This window comes from Roseibium algae (assembly GCF_037783265.1).
Taxonomy (GTDB): domain Bacteria; phylum Pseudomonadota; class Alphaproteobacteria; order Rhizobiales; family Stappiaceae; genus Roseibium; species Roseibium algae.
Genome location: NZ_JBAKIA010000005.1, coordinates 122,600 through 137,647 on the forward strand (window position 1 = coordinate 122,600; position 15,048 = coordinate 137,647).

12 protein-coding genes and 2 tRNA genes are annotated in these 15,048 nt (G+C 53.0%); 2 read left to right on the plus strand and 12 right to left on the minus strand.

Going from position 1 to position 15,048, the window contains the following annotated elements; genetic code table 11:
* Positions 1 to 159: 159 nt before the first annotated feature.
* From V6575_RS09520 to V6575_RS09560, 9 genes are all read right to left on the minus strand, one after another.
* A tRNA-Val gene (locus V6575_RS09520) sits at positions 160 to 235 on the minus strand.
* Positions 236 to 327: 92 nt separating this feature from the next.
* On the minus strand, positions 328 to 528 hold the full coding sequence (locus V6575_RS09525) for a hypothetical protein (RefSeq protein WP_340274067.1): 201 nt from the start codon (positions 526 to 528) through the stop codon (positions 328 to 330).
* Between the two features lie 130 nt (positions 529 to 658).
* A complete protein-coding gene (locus tag V6575_RS09530; protein WP_340274068.1) occupies positions 659 to 934 on the minus strand; it encodes an HU family DNA-binding protein in 276 nt (91 codons plus the stop codon).
* 188 nt (positions 935 to 1,122) lie between these two features.
* Complete coding sequence (gene lon / locus V6575_RS09535; protein ID WP_340274069.1) at positions 1,123 to 3,552, minus strand: endopeptidase La; 2,430 nt, start codon at positions 3,550 to 3,552, stop codon at positions 1,123 to 1,125.
* Positions 3,553 to 3,881: 329 nt separating this feature from the next.
* Positions 3,882 to 5,147: an ATP-dependent Clp protease ATP-binding subunit ClpX gene (gene clpX, locus V6575_RS09540; RefSeq protein WP_340274071.1), complete on the minus strand. Its 1,266-nt coding sequence runs from the start codon at positions 5,145 to 5,147 to the stop codon at positions 3,882 to 3,884.
* A 241-nt stretch (positions 5,148 to 5,388) separates the two neighbouring features.
* On the minus strand, positions 5,389 to 6,024 hold the full coding sequence (locus V6575_RS09545; protein WP_340274072.1) for an ATP-dependent Clp protease proteolytic subunit: 636 nt from the start codon (positions 6,022 to 6,024) through the stop codon (positions 5,389 to 5,391).
* A 206-nt stretch (positions 6,025 to 6,230) separates the two neighbouring features.
* The gene (tig, locus tag V6575_RS09550; RefSeq protein WP_340274073.1) at positions 6,231 to 7,580 is read right to left on the minus strand and encodes a trigger factor; all 1,350 of its coding nucleotides are present in this window, start codon (positions 7,578 to 7,580) and stop codon (positions 6,231 to 6,233) included.
* A gap of 421 nt (positions 7,581 to 8,001) precedes the next feature.
* Positions 8,002 to 8,086, minus strand: a tRNA-Leu gene (locus V6575_RS09555).
* Between the two features lie 94 nt (positions 8,087 to 8,180).
* Entirely contained in the window at positions 8,181 to 9,689 is a 1,509-nt protein-coding gene (locus tag V6575_RS09560) for an NAD(P)H-hydrate dehydratase (protein WP_340274074.1), read from the minus strand.
* A gap of 409 nt (positions 9,690 to 10,098) precedes the next feature.
* Here V6575_RS09560 and V6575_RS09565 point away from each other — a divergent pair, with 409 nt between their 5' ends.
* Both V6575_RS09565 and glnA read left to right on the plus strand, forming a co-directional pair.
* Positions 10,099 to 10,437, plus strand: coding sequence for a P-II family nitrogen regulator (locus tag V6575_RS09565; RefSeq protein WP_340274075.1), 339 nt, complete (start codon positions 10,099 to 10,101; stop codon positions 10,435 to 10,437).
* Positions 10,438 to 10,560: 123 nt separating this feature from the next.
* Complete coding sequence (gene glnA / locus V6575_RS09570) at positions 10,561 to 11,970, plus strand: type I glutamate--ammonia ligase (RefSeq protein WP_340274076.1); 1,410 nt, start codon at positions 10,561 to 10,563, stop codon at positions 11,968 to 11,970.
* Positions 11,971 to 12,057: 87 nt separating this feature from the next.
* Here glnA and phnE read toward each other — a convergent pair whose 3' ends face one another.
* From phnE to phnC, 3 genes are all read right to left on the minus strand, one after another.
* Positions 12,058 to 12,969 carry a phosphonate ABC transporter, permease protein PhnE gene (gene phnE / locus V6575_RS09575; protein ID WP_340274077.1) on the minus strand — a complete coding sequence of 304 codons (912 nt, stop codon included), beginning with the start codon at positions 12,967 to 12,969 and terminating at the stop codon, positions 12,058 to 12,060.
* 77 nt (positions 12,970 to 13,046) lie between these two features.
* Positions 13,047 to 14,054 carry a phosphonate ABC transporter substrate-binding protein gene (phnD, locus tag V6575_RS09580; protein ID WP_340274078.1) on the minus strand — a complete coding sequence of 336 codons (1,008 nt, stop codon included), beginning with the start codon at positions 14,052 to 14,054 and terminating at the stop codon, positions 13,047 to 13,049.
* Positions 14,055 to 14,078: 24 nt separating this feature from the next.
* A complete protein-coding gene (gene phnC / locus V6575_RS09585; RefSeq protein WP_340274080.1) occupies positions 14,079 to 14,903 on the minus strand; it encodes a phosphonate ABC transporter ATP-binding protein in 825 nt (274 codons plus the stop codon).
* Between the last annotated feature and the right edge of the window lie 145 nt (positions 14,904 to 15,048).

Here is a 15,048-nt window from a genome sequence, read left to right on the forward strand (position 1 = left end):
TCTAACATCTGAGGGGAGCTGAACGAGAATATAGCAAATTTTTTACGATAAGTACGGGGGAAGCCATTACAACTATCATTGTGGACCAGCGTTGTGTACGAGACAGAAAGCCGGAACCCAAGAGAGGTCAAGAAGTTTAGTAAAATCAATTAAAGGTAATGGTGGGCGATGAGAGACTCGAACTCCCGACATCCTCGGTGTAAACGAGGCGCTCTACCAACTGAGCTAATCGCCCTAAGCGCTCTAGTCGTTCGCGCTTGGTGAGGTGCTTTTAAGCAGTTTTTTTCAGCAATGCAAGAACTACAATTCAGGTTATCAACAAGCCATCTAATTGATTTGCCAAAGGTTCAAAACACGGCAGATATCAAGGCTCAGGAGCGCAGTTCTGCCTGTGGGAAACGGTCCACCGGCTTCAGCCATTGCAAGCATCAGGGATTTGCCGATGCCCTCACGTACGCCTGTGAGCAGCACACAACGACCAGGGCCAGCTTGCCCCTTCCCTGCCCTCTTGGCCACGGTAGCCACCACTTATCGTTCCTTGGGTACGGACATAGACACAAGAACGAAGCAGAAGCATTAGGACGAAGCCTCAGGCAAAAGAAAACCTCGCGTACCATTGGCACGCGAGGTTGAAGCGAAGTCGCTCTGTAAAACCCTCTTAGGAGTTTACTGCATCCTTCAGGCCCTTACCGGCCTTGAACTTCGGTGTCTTAGACGCCGGGATCTGGATCGTCTCACCGGTGCGCGGGTTGCGACCTTCGGTGGCTGCGCGTGCAGAAACAGTGAAGTTGCCGAAGCCGATGATACGAACTTCGTCGCCGCTCTTCAGCGTTTCGGATACAACGTCAAACGTTGCGTCAACAGCTTCGCCTGCCTGGGCCTTCGTAAGGCCGGTCTTTTCTGCGACGGCTGCGATCAGATCGTTCTTGTTCATAGCAGATACCTTTCTAAGAAACGGCGGTTGGCCAACGATTCCCGTTAGCGCCGTTGCCGGAAAATCGGTCCAAATGGCTCCGAACGCAAGCCATTTTTTCGCAGAAAACCGCCATTTTCAGGGATTATTCATAAGAAAAGCCCCAGCGAGGCCGGGGCTTTCCAATTTTTGCACAAAATCAAGCGCATTTAGTGCGCAACGACACCAGACGAATCACCGTCCGCAGGAGCAGGTTTTGCTGCTGCATCCGCACGAGCCTGATCCCATTCAATGGCCACTGGAAGACGAACAAGAGCTGTCTTGAGCACCTCATCCATGTTCGAAACCGGGATAATATCCATCGAGTTTTTCACCGAATCAGGAATATCAACCAAGTCCTTGGCATTGTCTTCAGGGATCATCACCGTCTTGATTCCGCCGCGCAGAGCCGCCAGGAGCTTTTCCTTCAAACCACCAATCGGCAGGATGCGACCACGAAGAGTGATCTCGCCAGTCATTGCCACATCGCGGCGCACTGGAATGCCCGTCAGCGTCGAAATCACGGCCGTTGCCATGCCGATACCAGCAGATGGTCCGTCCTTCGGGGTCGCCCCTTCTGGAACGTGAACATGAATGTCCCGCTTGTCGAAAAACGGTGGTTCAATTCCAAAATCAACCGCACGGGAGCGTACATATGACGCCGCCGCAGAAATTGATTCCTTCATCACATCGCGCAGGTTGCCCGTCACGGTCATCTTGCCCTTGCCAGGCATCATAACGCCTTCAATGGTGAGCAACTCGCCCCCCACTTCTGTCCATGCCAAGCCCGTCACAAGACCTACATGATCTTCGCTCTCGACTTCGCCATAACGATAGCGCGGCACACCGAGATATTCCTCGACAATTTCCGGCGTCACCGTGATGGCGGTCTTCTCGTTCATCAAGATGTCCTTGACCGCTTTACGGGCCAGGGTCGCCATTTCGCGTTCCAGATTACGTACACCGGCTTCCCGGGTGTAACGGCGAACAATGAACTCAAGCGCTGCGTCTTCAATGTAAAACTCGCCGTCACGCAGACCGTGATCTTTCACCGTCTTTGGAATCAAATGTCGACGACAAATCTCGATCTTCTCCGGTTCGGTGTAACCAGCGATACGGATCACTTCCATGCGGTCCATCAAAGGACCGGGAATGTTCAGCGTATTGGCGGTCGTGACGAACATCACGTCTGAAAGATCGTATTCAATCTCCAGATAGTGGTCCATGAAGGAACCGTTCTGTTCCGGATCAAGCACCTCAAGCAGCGCAGATGACGGATCACCGCGGAAGTCCATACCCATCTTGTCGATCTCATCGAGCAGAAAGAGCGGATTGGACTTCTTGGCCTTCTTCATGGATTGAATGACTTTGCCGGGCATGGAACCGATATAAGTCCGTCTATGTCCACGAATTTCAGCTTCATCACGCACGCCTCCAAGGGACATGCGAATGAACTCGCGCCCGGTGGCTTTCGCAATGGATTTGCCCAAAGACGTTTTACCGACACCTGGGGGGCCAACAAGACACAGAATAGGACCCTTGAGCTTGTTCGCCCGCTTCTGGACGGCGAGATACTCAACGATCCGTTCCTTGACCTTCTCCAGGCCATAGTGGTCCGTATCAAGCACTTCCTCAGCAAGTTTCAGGTCATGCTTGACCTTGCTCTTCTTGCCCCAAGGAATACCGACCAACCAATCGAGATAATTCCGTACAACCGTTGCTTCGGCTGACATCGGGCTCATCTGCTTGAGTTTCTTGACCTCGGCGCCAGCGCGTTCCCGCGCTTCCTTGGAAAGTTTGGTCTTCTTGATTTTCTCTTCGAGTTCAGCCAGCTCGTCACGGCCGTCTTCACTATCGCCGAGCTCTTTCTGAATGGCCTTCATCTGCTCATTCAAATAGTACTCGCGCTGGGTCTTCTCCATCTGGCGCTTCACGCGCGAACGGATACGTTTTTCGACCTGAAGGACGGAAATTTCACTTTCCATCATGCCCAGAACGCGCTCAAGACGCTCGGCAACAGAAACGATTCCCAGGATTTCCTGTTTCTCGGGGATCTTGATCGCCAGGTGAGAAGAGATTGTATCAGCGAGCTTGGAGTAATCCTCAATCTGATTAACCGCGCCCAGAACCTCAGGTGAAACTTTCTTGTTCAGCTTCACGTAGTTCTCGAACTCGGCAATCACTGAGCGCGAAAGCGCTTGGACTTCGATGTTCTCGCCATCTTGCTCCGGCAGCACAGTCGCGCTGGCTTCATAGTAGTCCGCACGGTCTGTATAGGAATCGATACGCGCACGCGCACCGCCCTCGACCAGGACCTTCACCGTGTTATCGGGAAGCTTGAGCAGCTGCAGCACTGTCGCCAATGTGCCGACTTCATAAATCTCGTCGGAATTTGGATCGTCATCCGCAGCGTTCACCTGGGTGGCGAGCAGGATATGCTTATCCGTGCTCATAACCTCTTCCAGAGCGCGAATCGACTTCTCGCGACCAACAAACAGCGGAACAATCATGTGCGGAAACACAACTATGTCGCGCAGTGGCAGCACAGGATAGACAGACTTGCTGTCTTCATCAAAAGAGCCGATTTCTTGATCGCTCATTCTAATTCCTTTCTCTGCGCATCCCGTCCCCTGATCAGTCAAGGCGGTACGAAATGCTGAAAGACGGCAGCAGATGGGAGATATCTGCAAAGGCCAAACCGAAGCACCCCGATTGGGCATGCTGCCAGTCCACTTAGCCGTCATGTTATCCTATTAGGTGGACACCCATATGCCCGGTGTCAAGGCAGTGCAGAAACTTGAACGCCAAACACTGCCAAGACTTAGATACGCGGTGGAAAACTCGCAGTTACACACCGTAAATACGCAAAAATGCCGCCCTTGCAGGCGACATTTTCAACGAGGTTGCCCCACAGTGCAATCAGGTCGCCTTAAGCGCTGGTTGCCGTAGATTCTTCCCGGTCCTCGTAAATGTAAAGCGGACGCGCCTCACCTTTCACAACTTCCGGAGAAATCACGACTTCCTTGACCTCTTTCAGGCCTGGCAATTCATACATGGTATCGAGCAAGATCGATTCCAGAATGGACCGCAAACCACGAGCACCTGTCTTGCGCTCGATCGCCTTGTTGGCAATCGCCTTCAGTGCGTCTTCATGGAATGTCAGCTCTACGCTCTCCATGTCGAACAAACGCTGATACTGTTTCACCAGAGCGTTCTTGGGCTCTGTAAGGATCGTAACAAGGGCAGCCTCATCGAGATCTTCCAGTGTGGCGATAACAGGCAAACGACCAACGAATTCCGGGATCAGACCGAATTTCAACAAATCTTCAGGTTCCAGAACAGACAGCAGTTCACCGGTCTTGCGATCTTCAGGTGCGTGCACCTGCGCCTTGAAGCCGATGGATGTCTGCGTGCTGCGATCCGAAATGATCTTGTCCAGACCAGCAAACGCACCGCCACAGATGAACAAGATGTTCGTTGTGTCGACTTGCAGGAACTCCTGCTGAGGATGCTTGCGACCGCCCTGTGGGGGCACAGACGCCACTGTGCCTTCCATAATTTTCAACAGAGCCTGCTGCACACCTTCACCGGACACATCACGTGTGATCGAAGGATTGTCAGACTTGCGGCTGATCTTGTCGACCTCATCGATGTAAACGATGCCGCGCTGTGCACGTTCCACATTGTAATCAGCAGACTGAAGCAGCTTCAGGATGATGTTCTCGACATCCTCACCCACATAACCGGCTTCGGTCAGCGTGGTGGCATCGGCCATAGTGAAGGGAACATCCAAAATCCGCGCCAAAGTCTGCGCAAGGAGTGTCTTGCCGCAACCAGTCGGTCCGACAAGAAGAATGTTCGACTTCGCCAGCTCCACATCATTGTTCTTGGAAGCATGGTTCAGGCGCTTGTAATGGTTGTGAACGGCGACAGACAGGACCTTCTTCGCGCTGTTTTGGCCGATTACGTAATCGTCCAATACGTGGCGGATTTCCTGAGGTGTCGGGATTCCGTCCTGAGACTTCACCAGCGATGACTTGTTTTCTTCGCGAATGATGTCCATGCACAGCTCGACACATTCATCACAAATGAAAACAGTCGGGCCGGCGATCAGCTTGCGCACTTCATGCTGGCTCTTACCGCAGAATGAGCAGTAGAGCGTGTTCTTGGAGTCGCTGCCGCTGGCCTTGGTCATTTATTCAACCCCACGTTCATTAGGAGGACATTCCCTCCTTATCTAACAAGATCAAGCCAAATTAAGGCAATTGGCTCGAATATCCCACCTAAGACCAATTTTACTCTTTATGGCGCCCAATGTGACCATGGTTCGCCGAAAAAAATCAATATAGGCTTAAGGCGGCTCCGGAATTTGACCATATCTAGGGTCACCTCCAGAGGAATCCACCGGTTTTCCTCAACCGGTGGACTATATTTCTTTAGCTGGCGATATCGCCAGCAAGGCTTGCGCGATCAGAAATCACATTGTCGATGATGCCAAATTCTTTGGCGCGATCAGCAGTCATGAAGTTATCGCGCTCAAGAGCGGTTTCAACGGCATCAAGAGACTGACCCGTATGCTTCACGTAAATCTCATTCAAACGATGCTTCATTTTCAGGATCTCCTGAGCATGAAGCATGATGTCTGCAGCCTGGCCGCGAAACCCGCCGGACGGCTGATGCACCATGACGCGCGCATTCGGTAGAGAGAAGCGCAGGTCTTTCTCGCCGGCAGCCAGGAGCAAAGAGCCCATGGATGCAGCCTGTCCGATGCACAGGGTCGACACCGCAGGACGGATGAACTGCATCGTATCGTAGATTGCGAGCCCAGATGTCACCAGACCACCAGGAGAATTGATGTAAACAGCAATTTCCTTGGTCGGGTTTTCAGACTCCAGATACAGCAACTGCGCGCTGACGAGCGTTGCCATATGATCTTCAACCGGACCGGTCAGGAAGATAATGCGCTCCTTTAGGAGACGCGAAAAGATATCGAAGGCCCGCTCGCCGCGGTTCGTCTGCTCGACGACCATCGGAACGAGGGTGTTCATGTAGATATCGACAGGATCCTTCATACCTTATCCATGCTTTGAGTACGCCGTGAATAAAGCTACACGGTCAGACCACAGGCCTTGAAGCAAAAAACTGCTCACGACCTGACTCGAAAAAAGCGACACCCCATACATAGGGGATGTCGCCCTGTTCGCAAAGTCATCGCAGATGTGGCGTGAAGGCAAGGTTAAGGCCGAGCCACATCTGGCGATTTTACGATAGAAAACGCTTAGGCGTCTTCTTCTTCCTCAGCCACAAGCTTTTCCAGCTCTTCCTTGGTGACGGTCTTATCCGTAACCTTGGCCAGCTCGAGCATGTAGTCGACGACTTTTTCTTCATAAATCGGCGCACGAAGAGATGCCAGAGCCTGCTGGTTGTTCTTGTAGAATTCGAACACCTGCTGTTCCTGACCCGGGAACTGACGAACACGTTCGTAAAGAGCGCGCTGCATTTCCTCGTCAGAAACCTGGATTTCGTTCTTTTCGCCGATTTCAGACAGAACCAGACCAAGGCGAACCCGGCGTTCAGCAATCTTGCGGTAATCCGCCTTGGCTGCTTCTTCCGTGGTGTCTTCGTCTTCAAATGTCTTTTCGTTGCGCTTCATGTCTTCTTCGACCTGCTTCCAGACAACGTCGAATTCTGAATTCAGAAGGCCTTCAGGCAGATCAAAGGAATAATGATCGTCCAGCTTGTCGAGAAGCTGACGCTTAACCCGCTGACGTGTCATTGTACCGAACTGGCTTTCGATCTGGCCGCGAACGATTTCTTTCAGCTTGTCGAGTGATTCCAGGCCGAGGTTCGTTGCAAACTCATCATCGATCTTGGCTTCACCAGGTGTGCCGACTTCCTTGACTTCAACATCAAATGTCGCAGCTTTACCGGCCAGATGTGCAGCCTGGTAATCCTCAGGAAAGCTGACTTCAACAACCTTCTTGTCGCCGACTTTGGCGCCAATCAGCTGATCTTCAAAGCCAGGTATAAAGGAGTTGGAGCCCAGAACGAGCTGTCCATTTTCATCAGCACCGCCTTCAAAAGGCTCGCCATCAATCTTGCCAAGGTAGGACATGGTGACCCGGTCGCCACTTTCGGCAGCACCGTCCTTGTCGGAAAATGGCGCGTTGTTATTGGCGATCTCGGCGATCTGATCATCGATTTCCGCATCAGCGATCTCAACGACAGGACGCTCGATCTCGATACCCTTGAAATCAACGATGTCGAACTCAGGCAGAACGTCATAAGACATTGCGAAAGAAAGATCGGATGTGCCCGCCAAAATAGCTTCGGCCTGCTCATCAGGAAGATCAATCGAAGGCGTCAGCGCAGGGCGCTCGGAACGATCCTCAAGAGCCTTCTGGCTTGTTTCCTGAATTGTGTTGCTGAGAATTTCAGCCATGGCCTGGCGACCATACATTTTCTTCAGATGAGAAAGTGGCACCTTGCCTGGACGAAAGCCCTTGATCTGCGCCTTGGACTTCATGTCGTCCATATAGGCATCAAGCTTTGTAGCCAGATCGCCAGCCGGAATTTCGATTTTCAGCTCTCGCTTAAGGCCCTCGGCGAGGGTTTCGGTTACCTGCATGGGTTTTGCTTCGTCCTCGGTCCGCAGCGGAAACCGCCCCGGATGTTTTGTTTATATGAATCCGTTGACCCTGCCGCATGCACTCCCCTTTTTACGAGAGCGTTCAAAACAGCAGCGCCGCCCCTGAACAAAGGTCAGGACGCACGATGTGAGCGCGATAAAGGCTAGGCACCAAAGTGTCAAGGGCGAGGGAGTATGCCGGGGGCATGATCCGCGGCCTGAAAACACCAGAAAACCGAGGGCTTCCGCCCTGAAATGCACAGAATTGCGGAGACTTGCGCGGCTTTCTATTATGGCAAAACGCTTTAGATTCAGGCGATGTCTTGCATCACTACAGAACCAACGCATTTGCACAGGAATCCCAAAGCGCGCGGAGCGACCCTGACAATTCTAATAATTTTTAAGGGGACAATCAAATTGTTGGTACGGATGGAGGGACTTGAACCCCCACGACTTGCGCCACTAGAACCTAAATCTAGCGTGTCTACCAATTCCACCACATCCGCATTCGGCTACCAGACCTTGATCTGAAGCGCGGCCTCTATAACACCCGATTTCTCAGGGTCAAAGAGAAAATGACAAATTTATGTAATCATACACTCAGCTTATCCCCACAAGCTTCGCAATCACCAGCCGAAGAGCCGGTACAAGATCTTCCGCAATCAGCCCCGGACCGACTTCTGCGCCCGCTGCACCATGCAGCCACACTGCCATAGATGCAGCCTCAAAAGCTGAAACCTTCTGTGCTAGCGCTGCGCAGACAATACCTGCCAAAACATCTCCTGACCCTGCCGTGGCGAGCCATGCAGGCGCATTTTCGTTGATCACGGCACGCCCATCTGGTGACGCAATCACAGTATCCGCCCCCTTGAGCACAAGCACAGCACCAGACCTGAGCGCCGCCTGGCGCGCTTTCTCAAGCTTGGGCAGCCCCATCAAATCCGGGAACAGCCTCGCAAACTCTCCATCATGCGGTGTCATGACCACCGGCCCCGCCCGCTTGTGAATGGCATCAAACAATTCAGTTGGCTGATGTTGAAAATTAGTCAGCGCATCCGCGTCCAGAACCAATGCGCAGTCTGATTCTAAAATCGCCTGTATCGCTGCGCGTGCGTTATCCCCAAGGCCATAGCCCGGCCCGATCAAAGCCGCATTCAAGCGTGGGTCTTTTAGCAGCTCCAAGATCCCACCAGCTTCCTTGACCGATTTCAGCATGACAGCCGTCAATTGTGTTGCATTTGCCATCACGGCTGACGGCGGCGAGACCAGCGTGACCAATCCGGCCCCTGCCCGCAGCGCAGCCCCTGCCGCAAGCCTCCCAGCCCCGGAAGTCATCATAGGCCCGCCAAAGATCACTGCATGGCCGCGATCATATTTATGGCCACCGAGTTGCGGAACCCGAAAGAAGGAACTCCAGACATCCGGACCATTGATGAAGGTTGTAGGACCAATCTCCGACAAGGCATTTTCTCTAATTCCAATATCGACACAATCGACCCGCCCGCAAAGCACCCTTCCTGGTATCAAATAATGCCCAGGCTTGTGCCGAAAGAACGTGACGCTTCGCTCTGCACGGATCGCACAACCGCCCTCTCCTCCCATCACCTGCCCCGTTTCACCATTTAGGCCGGACGGAAGGTCGACGGAAAGAACAGGAATGCCACTCTCATTGATAGCACTTACAAATGCCTCTGCCTCGCCCTGAAGCGGCCGGCTGAGGCCTGCACCAAATAAAGCATCAATCACCAAAGAGCAGCCCAACAGCTTCTGGCGCAGCCCCTCTGTCGTTGTCAGCTCGCCTTCAAACCCCATACGGGAATAAGCAATGGCCGCATCTCCGGTCAGGCTGGACGCTTCTTTCAGCAGAACAACATCCACCTGCCTTCCAGTGGCTTGCAAACACTGCGCCGCGACAAAACCATCACCACCATTGTTACCGGGGCCGCAGACAACGAGAACCCGTCCTTCCGTCCCGCACATATCTCGGGCAAGCCTGGCAACGTGATCCCCGGCACATTCCATCAGATCAATACCGGGCACCCCGGAGTCAATCGTGATTTCATCAGCACGCTTCATCTCGGCAGGCGTCAACAGCGCAGATTTCATCATCGGCACACTCCCTGCCCCTAGGTTAGATCCATGAATTTCAGCAGTCAAAATCAACTCCTCACCACCAGATGGCAGAACACAGGAACCCTACGCCAAACGCACAAGACCAAGAAACAGGCCCACACCTAGAAAACCGCACCACCGGCGGGTCAAAATGACGAAACGCATACAAAAAAGGCATATTGTTTATAATTTATTCAAATAATTGCCGGTCATCAGGGCGCGCAACACAGCAGAAAATCAAGAATGCCCCTTTTTTCGGCGAGTTCCGCCTTCTATTCCAATTGGCACGGCATATGCTAATAAGTGTCACGCAATGAGCATTCGCGACTTGACGTCGGCTTGCGGTTTCGCGCCAGACCATTCGGCCATCAGATTCGGCCAATAAATTCGGAGAGAGACGAAGGTGATGAAAAAGATCGAGGCCATCATTAAACCCTTCAAACTGGATGAAGTGAAGGAAGCTCTCCAGGAGGTCGGTCTTCAGGGAATCACCGTGACCGAAGCCAAAGGCTTTGGACGCCAGAAGGGCCACACAGAGCTCTATCGTGGCGCGGAGTATGTCGTTGATTTTCTGCCGAAGGTCAAAGTCGAGATTGTACTCACCGGCGATATGGTGGAAAAGGCTGTCGAAGCAATTCGCTCGGCCGCCCAGACCGGTCGCATCGGAGACGGCAAGATTTTTGTTTCAAATATCGAGGAAGCAGTTCGCATTCGAACCGGCGAGTTCGGCGAAGACGCTATCTAAGCCTCAATTTTACACGGCCGTCCGGCCAGAACTTTCAATCCGCGCATGTTGCCTGCAGAACAAGGCAACTGCTGGACTGGAACAAACCCGAATGAATTATAAATCACTAAAGGGATGGACAGTATGACCACCGCCTCTGAAATCCTTAAGGAAATCAAGGAAAAAGACGTTAAGTTCGTCGATCTGCGCTTCACCGATCCGCGCGGCAAGATGCAACACGTCACCATGGACGTCACACTCGTTGACGAAGACATGTTCGCTGAAGGCGTTGCATTCGATGGCTCCTCAATTGCTGGCTGGAAGGCCATCAACGAGTCCGACATGATGCTGATCCTGGATCCAGAATCCGTCCACATGGACCCATTCTTCGCTCAGTCAACGATGGTTATCATCTGCGACGTGGTCGACCCGATCACAGGCGAAGCTTACAACCGCGATCCACGTATGACGGCCAAGAAGGCAGAAGCCTACGTGAAGTCCGGCGGTTTTGGTGACACCATCTTCGTTGGCCCAGAAGCTGAATTCTTCATCTTCGACGACGCTCGCTTCGCAGCGGACCCATACAACACGGGTTTCAAGCTGGACAGCTCCGAGCTGCCATCCAACATGGATGCCGAGTATGAAACCGGCAACCTTGGCCACCGTCCGCGCACAAAGGGCGGCTACTTCCCGGTTCCGCCAATCGACAGCTGCCAGGACATTCGCTCCGAGATGCTATCAGTCATGGCTGACATGGGCGTTTCCGTTGAAAAGCATCACCACGAAGTGGCTGCCGCTCAGCACGAACTCGGCATGAAATTCAACAAGCTGACTATCTGTGCCGATCACATGCAGATCTACAAGTACGTTGTGCACCAGGTTGCTCATGCTTATGGCAAAACAGCGACCTTCATGCCAAAGCCAGTCTTCGGCGACAACGGCACAGGCATGCACTGTCACCTGTCGATCTGGAACGAAGGCGCTCCTGTCTTCGCTGGCAACCAGTATGCTGATCTGTCCGAGAGCTGCCTCTACTTCATTGGCGGTATCTTGAAGCATGCCAAGTCTCTGAACGCCTTTACAAACCCATCGACCAACTCATACAAGCGTCTGGTCCCGGGCTACGAAGCACCTGTTCTGTTGGCATATTCCTCGCGCAACCGTTCGGCATCTTGCCGTATTCCGTTCTCATCCAACCCGAAAGCAAAGCGCGTTGAAGTTCGCTTCCCGGATCCGTCCGCGAACCCGTACCTGTGCTTCTCTGCTCTGTTGATGGCTGGCCTTGACGGGATCAAGAACAAGATCCATCCGGGCGAAGCCATGGACAAGAACCTCTATGACTTGCCGCCAGAAGAGCTGTCCGAGATCCCAACGGTTTGCCGCACTCTGCGCGAAGCCATGGAATCCCTGGACGCAGACCGCGACTACCTGAAGGCCGGCGGCGTATTCGATGACGATCAGATCGATGCCTACATCGAACTTAAGATGGAAGAAGTCGAGCGTTATGAAATGACGCCGCATCCAGTCGAATTCGACCTCTACTACTCCGTTTAATCCATTATTGGATAAGACACGAAAAGGCCGGGCAAATGCCCGGCCTTTTTGCGTTTATGGAGAGGCTTTCTTCAACGCTCCTGCGCGTCAACTCGTTTGGGAAAGCACTATTTCTATGCCCACAACAAGGCATGTCAAAAACAACATGTAGGCAGCGAACCGACTGTGGTCCTGCCCGTCAATAACCACCTTGCGCAGCAGAGACCCGAAAATATCCAGCAATGAAACAGTCACGAGAATTATCAAGAGAATTGCAGCGCCGGACGAATAATCGAAGCCACGCAACGCTTCCGATAGCGACATGCCGATACCGCCTGCCCCAACAATGCCCAGCACAGTCGCTGCCCGGACATTCGCCTCGAACCGATAGAGCGAATAAGAAATCCATAAAGGCAGCACCTGCGGGACAACCCCGTAGACAATCTCCTGAACAGCTGGTGCTCCCGTTGCCTTGATGCCCTCAACGGGACGTGGATCGATCGCCTCAACGGCTTCGGAAAACAGTTTGGCCAACGTCCCGGTCGTATGGATGACCAGCGCCAGAACTCCGGCAAGCGGTCCAAGACCGACAGCGGCAACAAAAATCAAGGCAAACACCAGCTCATTGATGGCGCGGAACGCATCCATCAGCCGCCGAACAGGAAACACCACCCAAGACGGCGCAATGTTGGACGACGACAGCAAGCCGAACGGAACGGCCAGAAAAACGGACAATGCAGACCCCCACACCGCCATCTGGACGGTTTCTAGCATCAGCTCCATGTAACTCCGCCAATAACGAAAATTGGGCACCATAAAGTCTTCAAGCAGCATCGCCATATTGCCACCGCCGGTCAAAACGTCACCGAGCCGGTTCATTTCCGCAGGCTTGAAGCTCCACACGAGCATGGCAATTAGGCCGACCCATATCAGCAGGTCAAACACCTGCTCCTGACGGTTTCGTCCCGGAACCGGAATTTCCTTTTCCGCAAGGCTAATCGTGTGAGTGACGCCGGTCATGGGAAGTATCCTGTCTATCTCTTCAAAAAGACGGGAGGGCCAACTGGCCCTCCCGATTTTCACAACCACCATTCACATTATTTCCGAGGACGTGCCGCAGCAGCCGCTCGGATTTCATCGATCTTGGCGTTGATAGCAAGGATCTTAGTGGTCCGTTCGTCATCTGAGAACGTCGTGTCCCCTTCAAGGGACATACGCTGGCGGATTTGATCCATCTCATAAAACGGCCAAAGCTGGGCATTGGACGAAGGAACAAAAGGTCCCATGTCGATGAGAGCAAGGTTTTCACGCGCTTTCACAACGTCTTCATCACTGCCAAGGCGGCCATAGCTCATGAAGAAGGACATGATCTCAGCTTTCAGCTCATGATCAAGTTCTGGACGCCAAGCGATCGGGTCAGAAGCAATCAGGGGAGACCGCCAGATTTCCTTCAGCTCCGCGAAAAGCTCAGGCTTTGCTTTTTTCAAACGCGAGTACATGCCGGTCGAGGAAGCCACCGCTGCATCAACCTGCTTCGTTGCAGCTGAAATGAGGTTCGTTTCGTGGTTCGCATTACGAACTGTCTTGAAACAATCCTTCGGGTTAACACCCTCTTTTGCGAACACAAATGTCGATGGAACCAAGAAGCCCGATGTTGAGTTCGGATCACCAAGACCAAAATTCAAGGTCTTGTCGCATTTCATGACGTCTTCATAAGTCAAACCTGAGTCTTTATGAGTGACCATCACCGACCAATAGCCCTGCTGGCCATTGGATTCTGTCGTCTGCGCGAAAATTTCAGCACCGGCGCGATCAACAGCAACCATTGCGGATTTATTGCCGTACCAAACCACATCAACCTTATCGAAACGCATGGCTTCGATAACGCCGGCATAATCAGAGGCGAAGAACGCTTTGACCGGACGACCAATCGACGCTTCCATGGCAGCCAACAACGGCCCCCATTTTTCACGCTGAGCCGAACTGGATTCGGTCGACAGAATGCCGAAATACAATTCATCTGGGTTTTCACGATCAGCAAGGGCTGGGGTGGCAAGGCCAATCATGACCGCTGCAGAAGCAACGAGACGTGCAAAAAGTTTCATGGAATGAATCTCCTCTCGGATATATCAGGCCAGTGCCGTCATTGGCTCGGTCCCGAAGTCGTCAGCGTCAGGCAGAATGAGTTCCTCACTCGCCTCGCCGTAAATCTCTCTAAGAAACTGGGTGGTTAGCTCGCTGCTCGGCCCATCGAAAACGACTTGCCCAGCACGCATGGCAATCGTCCGCTTGCAGTAGCGTCGCGCATATTCAACCTGATGAAGGGAGACCAATACGGTGATGCCGTCTTCGACATTAATCCGCGACAGAATGCCCATCACCCTTTTGGCTGAGGCCGGATCGAGTGAGGCAATCGGCTCGTCAGCCAGAATAACCTTCGCTCCTTGAACAAGCGTTCGGGCGATTGCAGCTCTTTGCTGCTGCCCACCCGAAAGGGTCGAGGCGCGTTGGCGGGCAGCGTGAGCAATGCCAACTCTTTGTAGTGCCTGCATGGCCAACTGGTTTTCATGTTTGTGAAACAGCCCAAGCATGCCCCGCAGGACAGGCAGCTTGCCCAACAAGCCTGCAAGCACGTTGTTCAAGACGCTCAGACGCGGCACAAGATTGAACTGTTGGAAGATCACGCCGATTTCGGTGCGGGTGGCGGATATGTTCCGCGATATGCGACCGCCCTCCTGAACAACCGCCCCATCAACACAGATCTTGCAGCTGCTTGCATTTTTGTCTGCACAAACAAGCCCGGCGATGTGGCGGATCAAGGTCGACTTGCCCGAACCGGACGCGCCAATCAGTGCAACCATTTCACCCTGTCCAACAGAGAGGCTCACACGATCAAGAGCACGCGTGTTGCCGAGATACGTTTTCGAAAGTCCGGAAATAACAATCGCACTCATGCCCGCCCCCTGAAGTTTGGCAGGGGAATTAGCAATTTCCTCTGACAGGTGAGTGAAGGATATACGTCAGAATGAAGTTACCTCCGCACGGCGGGCAGCTCCTGGCTTTATCCAGCCCCCGCATATTAATGCCTCAACCCATTTT

What these genes read in the sequence shown, in the direction of transcription:
- phnD (WP_340274078.1), bottom strand. Translation starts at nt 14,054, where the DNA reads ATGAAACTTTTTGCACGTCTCGTTGCTTCTGCAGCGGTCATGATTGGC.
- V6575_RS09530 (WP_340274068.1), bottom strand. Translation starts at nt 934, where the DNA reads ATGAACAAGAACGATCTGATCGCAGCCGTCGCAGAAAAGACCGGCCTT.
- V6575_RS09565 (WP_340274075.1), top strand. Translation starts at nt 10,099, where the DNA reads ATGAAAAAGATCGAGGCCATCATTAAACCCTTCAAACTGGATGAAGTG.
- V6575_RS09545 (WP_340274072.1), bottom strand. Translation starts at nt 6,024, where the DNA reads ATGAAGGATCCTGTCGATATCTACATGAACACCCTCGTTCCGATGGTC.
- clpX (WP_340274071.1), bottom strand. Translation starts at nt 5,147, where the DNA reads ATGACCAAGGCCAGCGGCAGCGACTCCAAGAACACGCTCTACTGCTCA.
- lon (WP_340274069.1), bottom strand. Translation starts at nt 3,552, where the DNA reads ATGAGCGATCAAGAAATCGGCTCTTTTGATGAAGACAGCAAGTCTGTC.
- tig (WP_340274073.1), bottom strand. Translation starts at nt 7,580, where the DNA reads ATGCAGGTAACCGAAACCCTCGCCGAGGGCCTTAAGCGAGAGCTGAAA.
- phnC (WP_340274080.1), bottom strand. Translation starts at nt 14,903, where the DNA reads ATGAGTGCGATTGTTATTTCCGGACTTTCGAAAACGTATCTCGGCAAC.
- phnE (WP_340274077.1), bottom strand. Translation starts at nt 12,969, where the DNA reads ATGACCGGCGTCACTCACACGATTAGCCTTGCGGAAAAGGAAATTCCG.
- V6575_RS09560 (WP_340274074.1), bottom strand. Translation starts at nt 9,689, where the DNA reads ATGATGAAATCTGCGCTGTTGACGCCTGCCGAGATGAAGCGTGCTGAT.
- glnA (WP_340274076.1), top strand. Translation starts at nt 10,561, where the DNA reads ATGACCACCGCCTCTGAAATCCTTAAGGAAATCAAGGAAAAAGACGTT.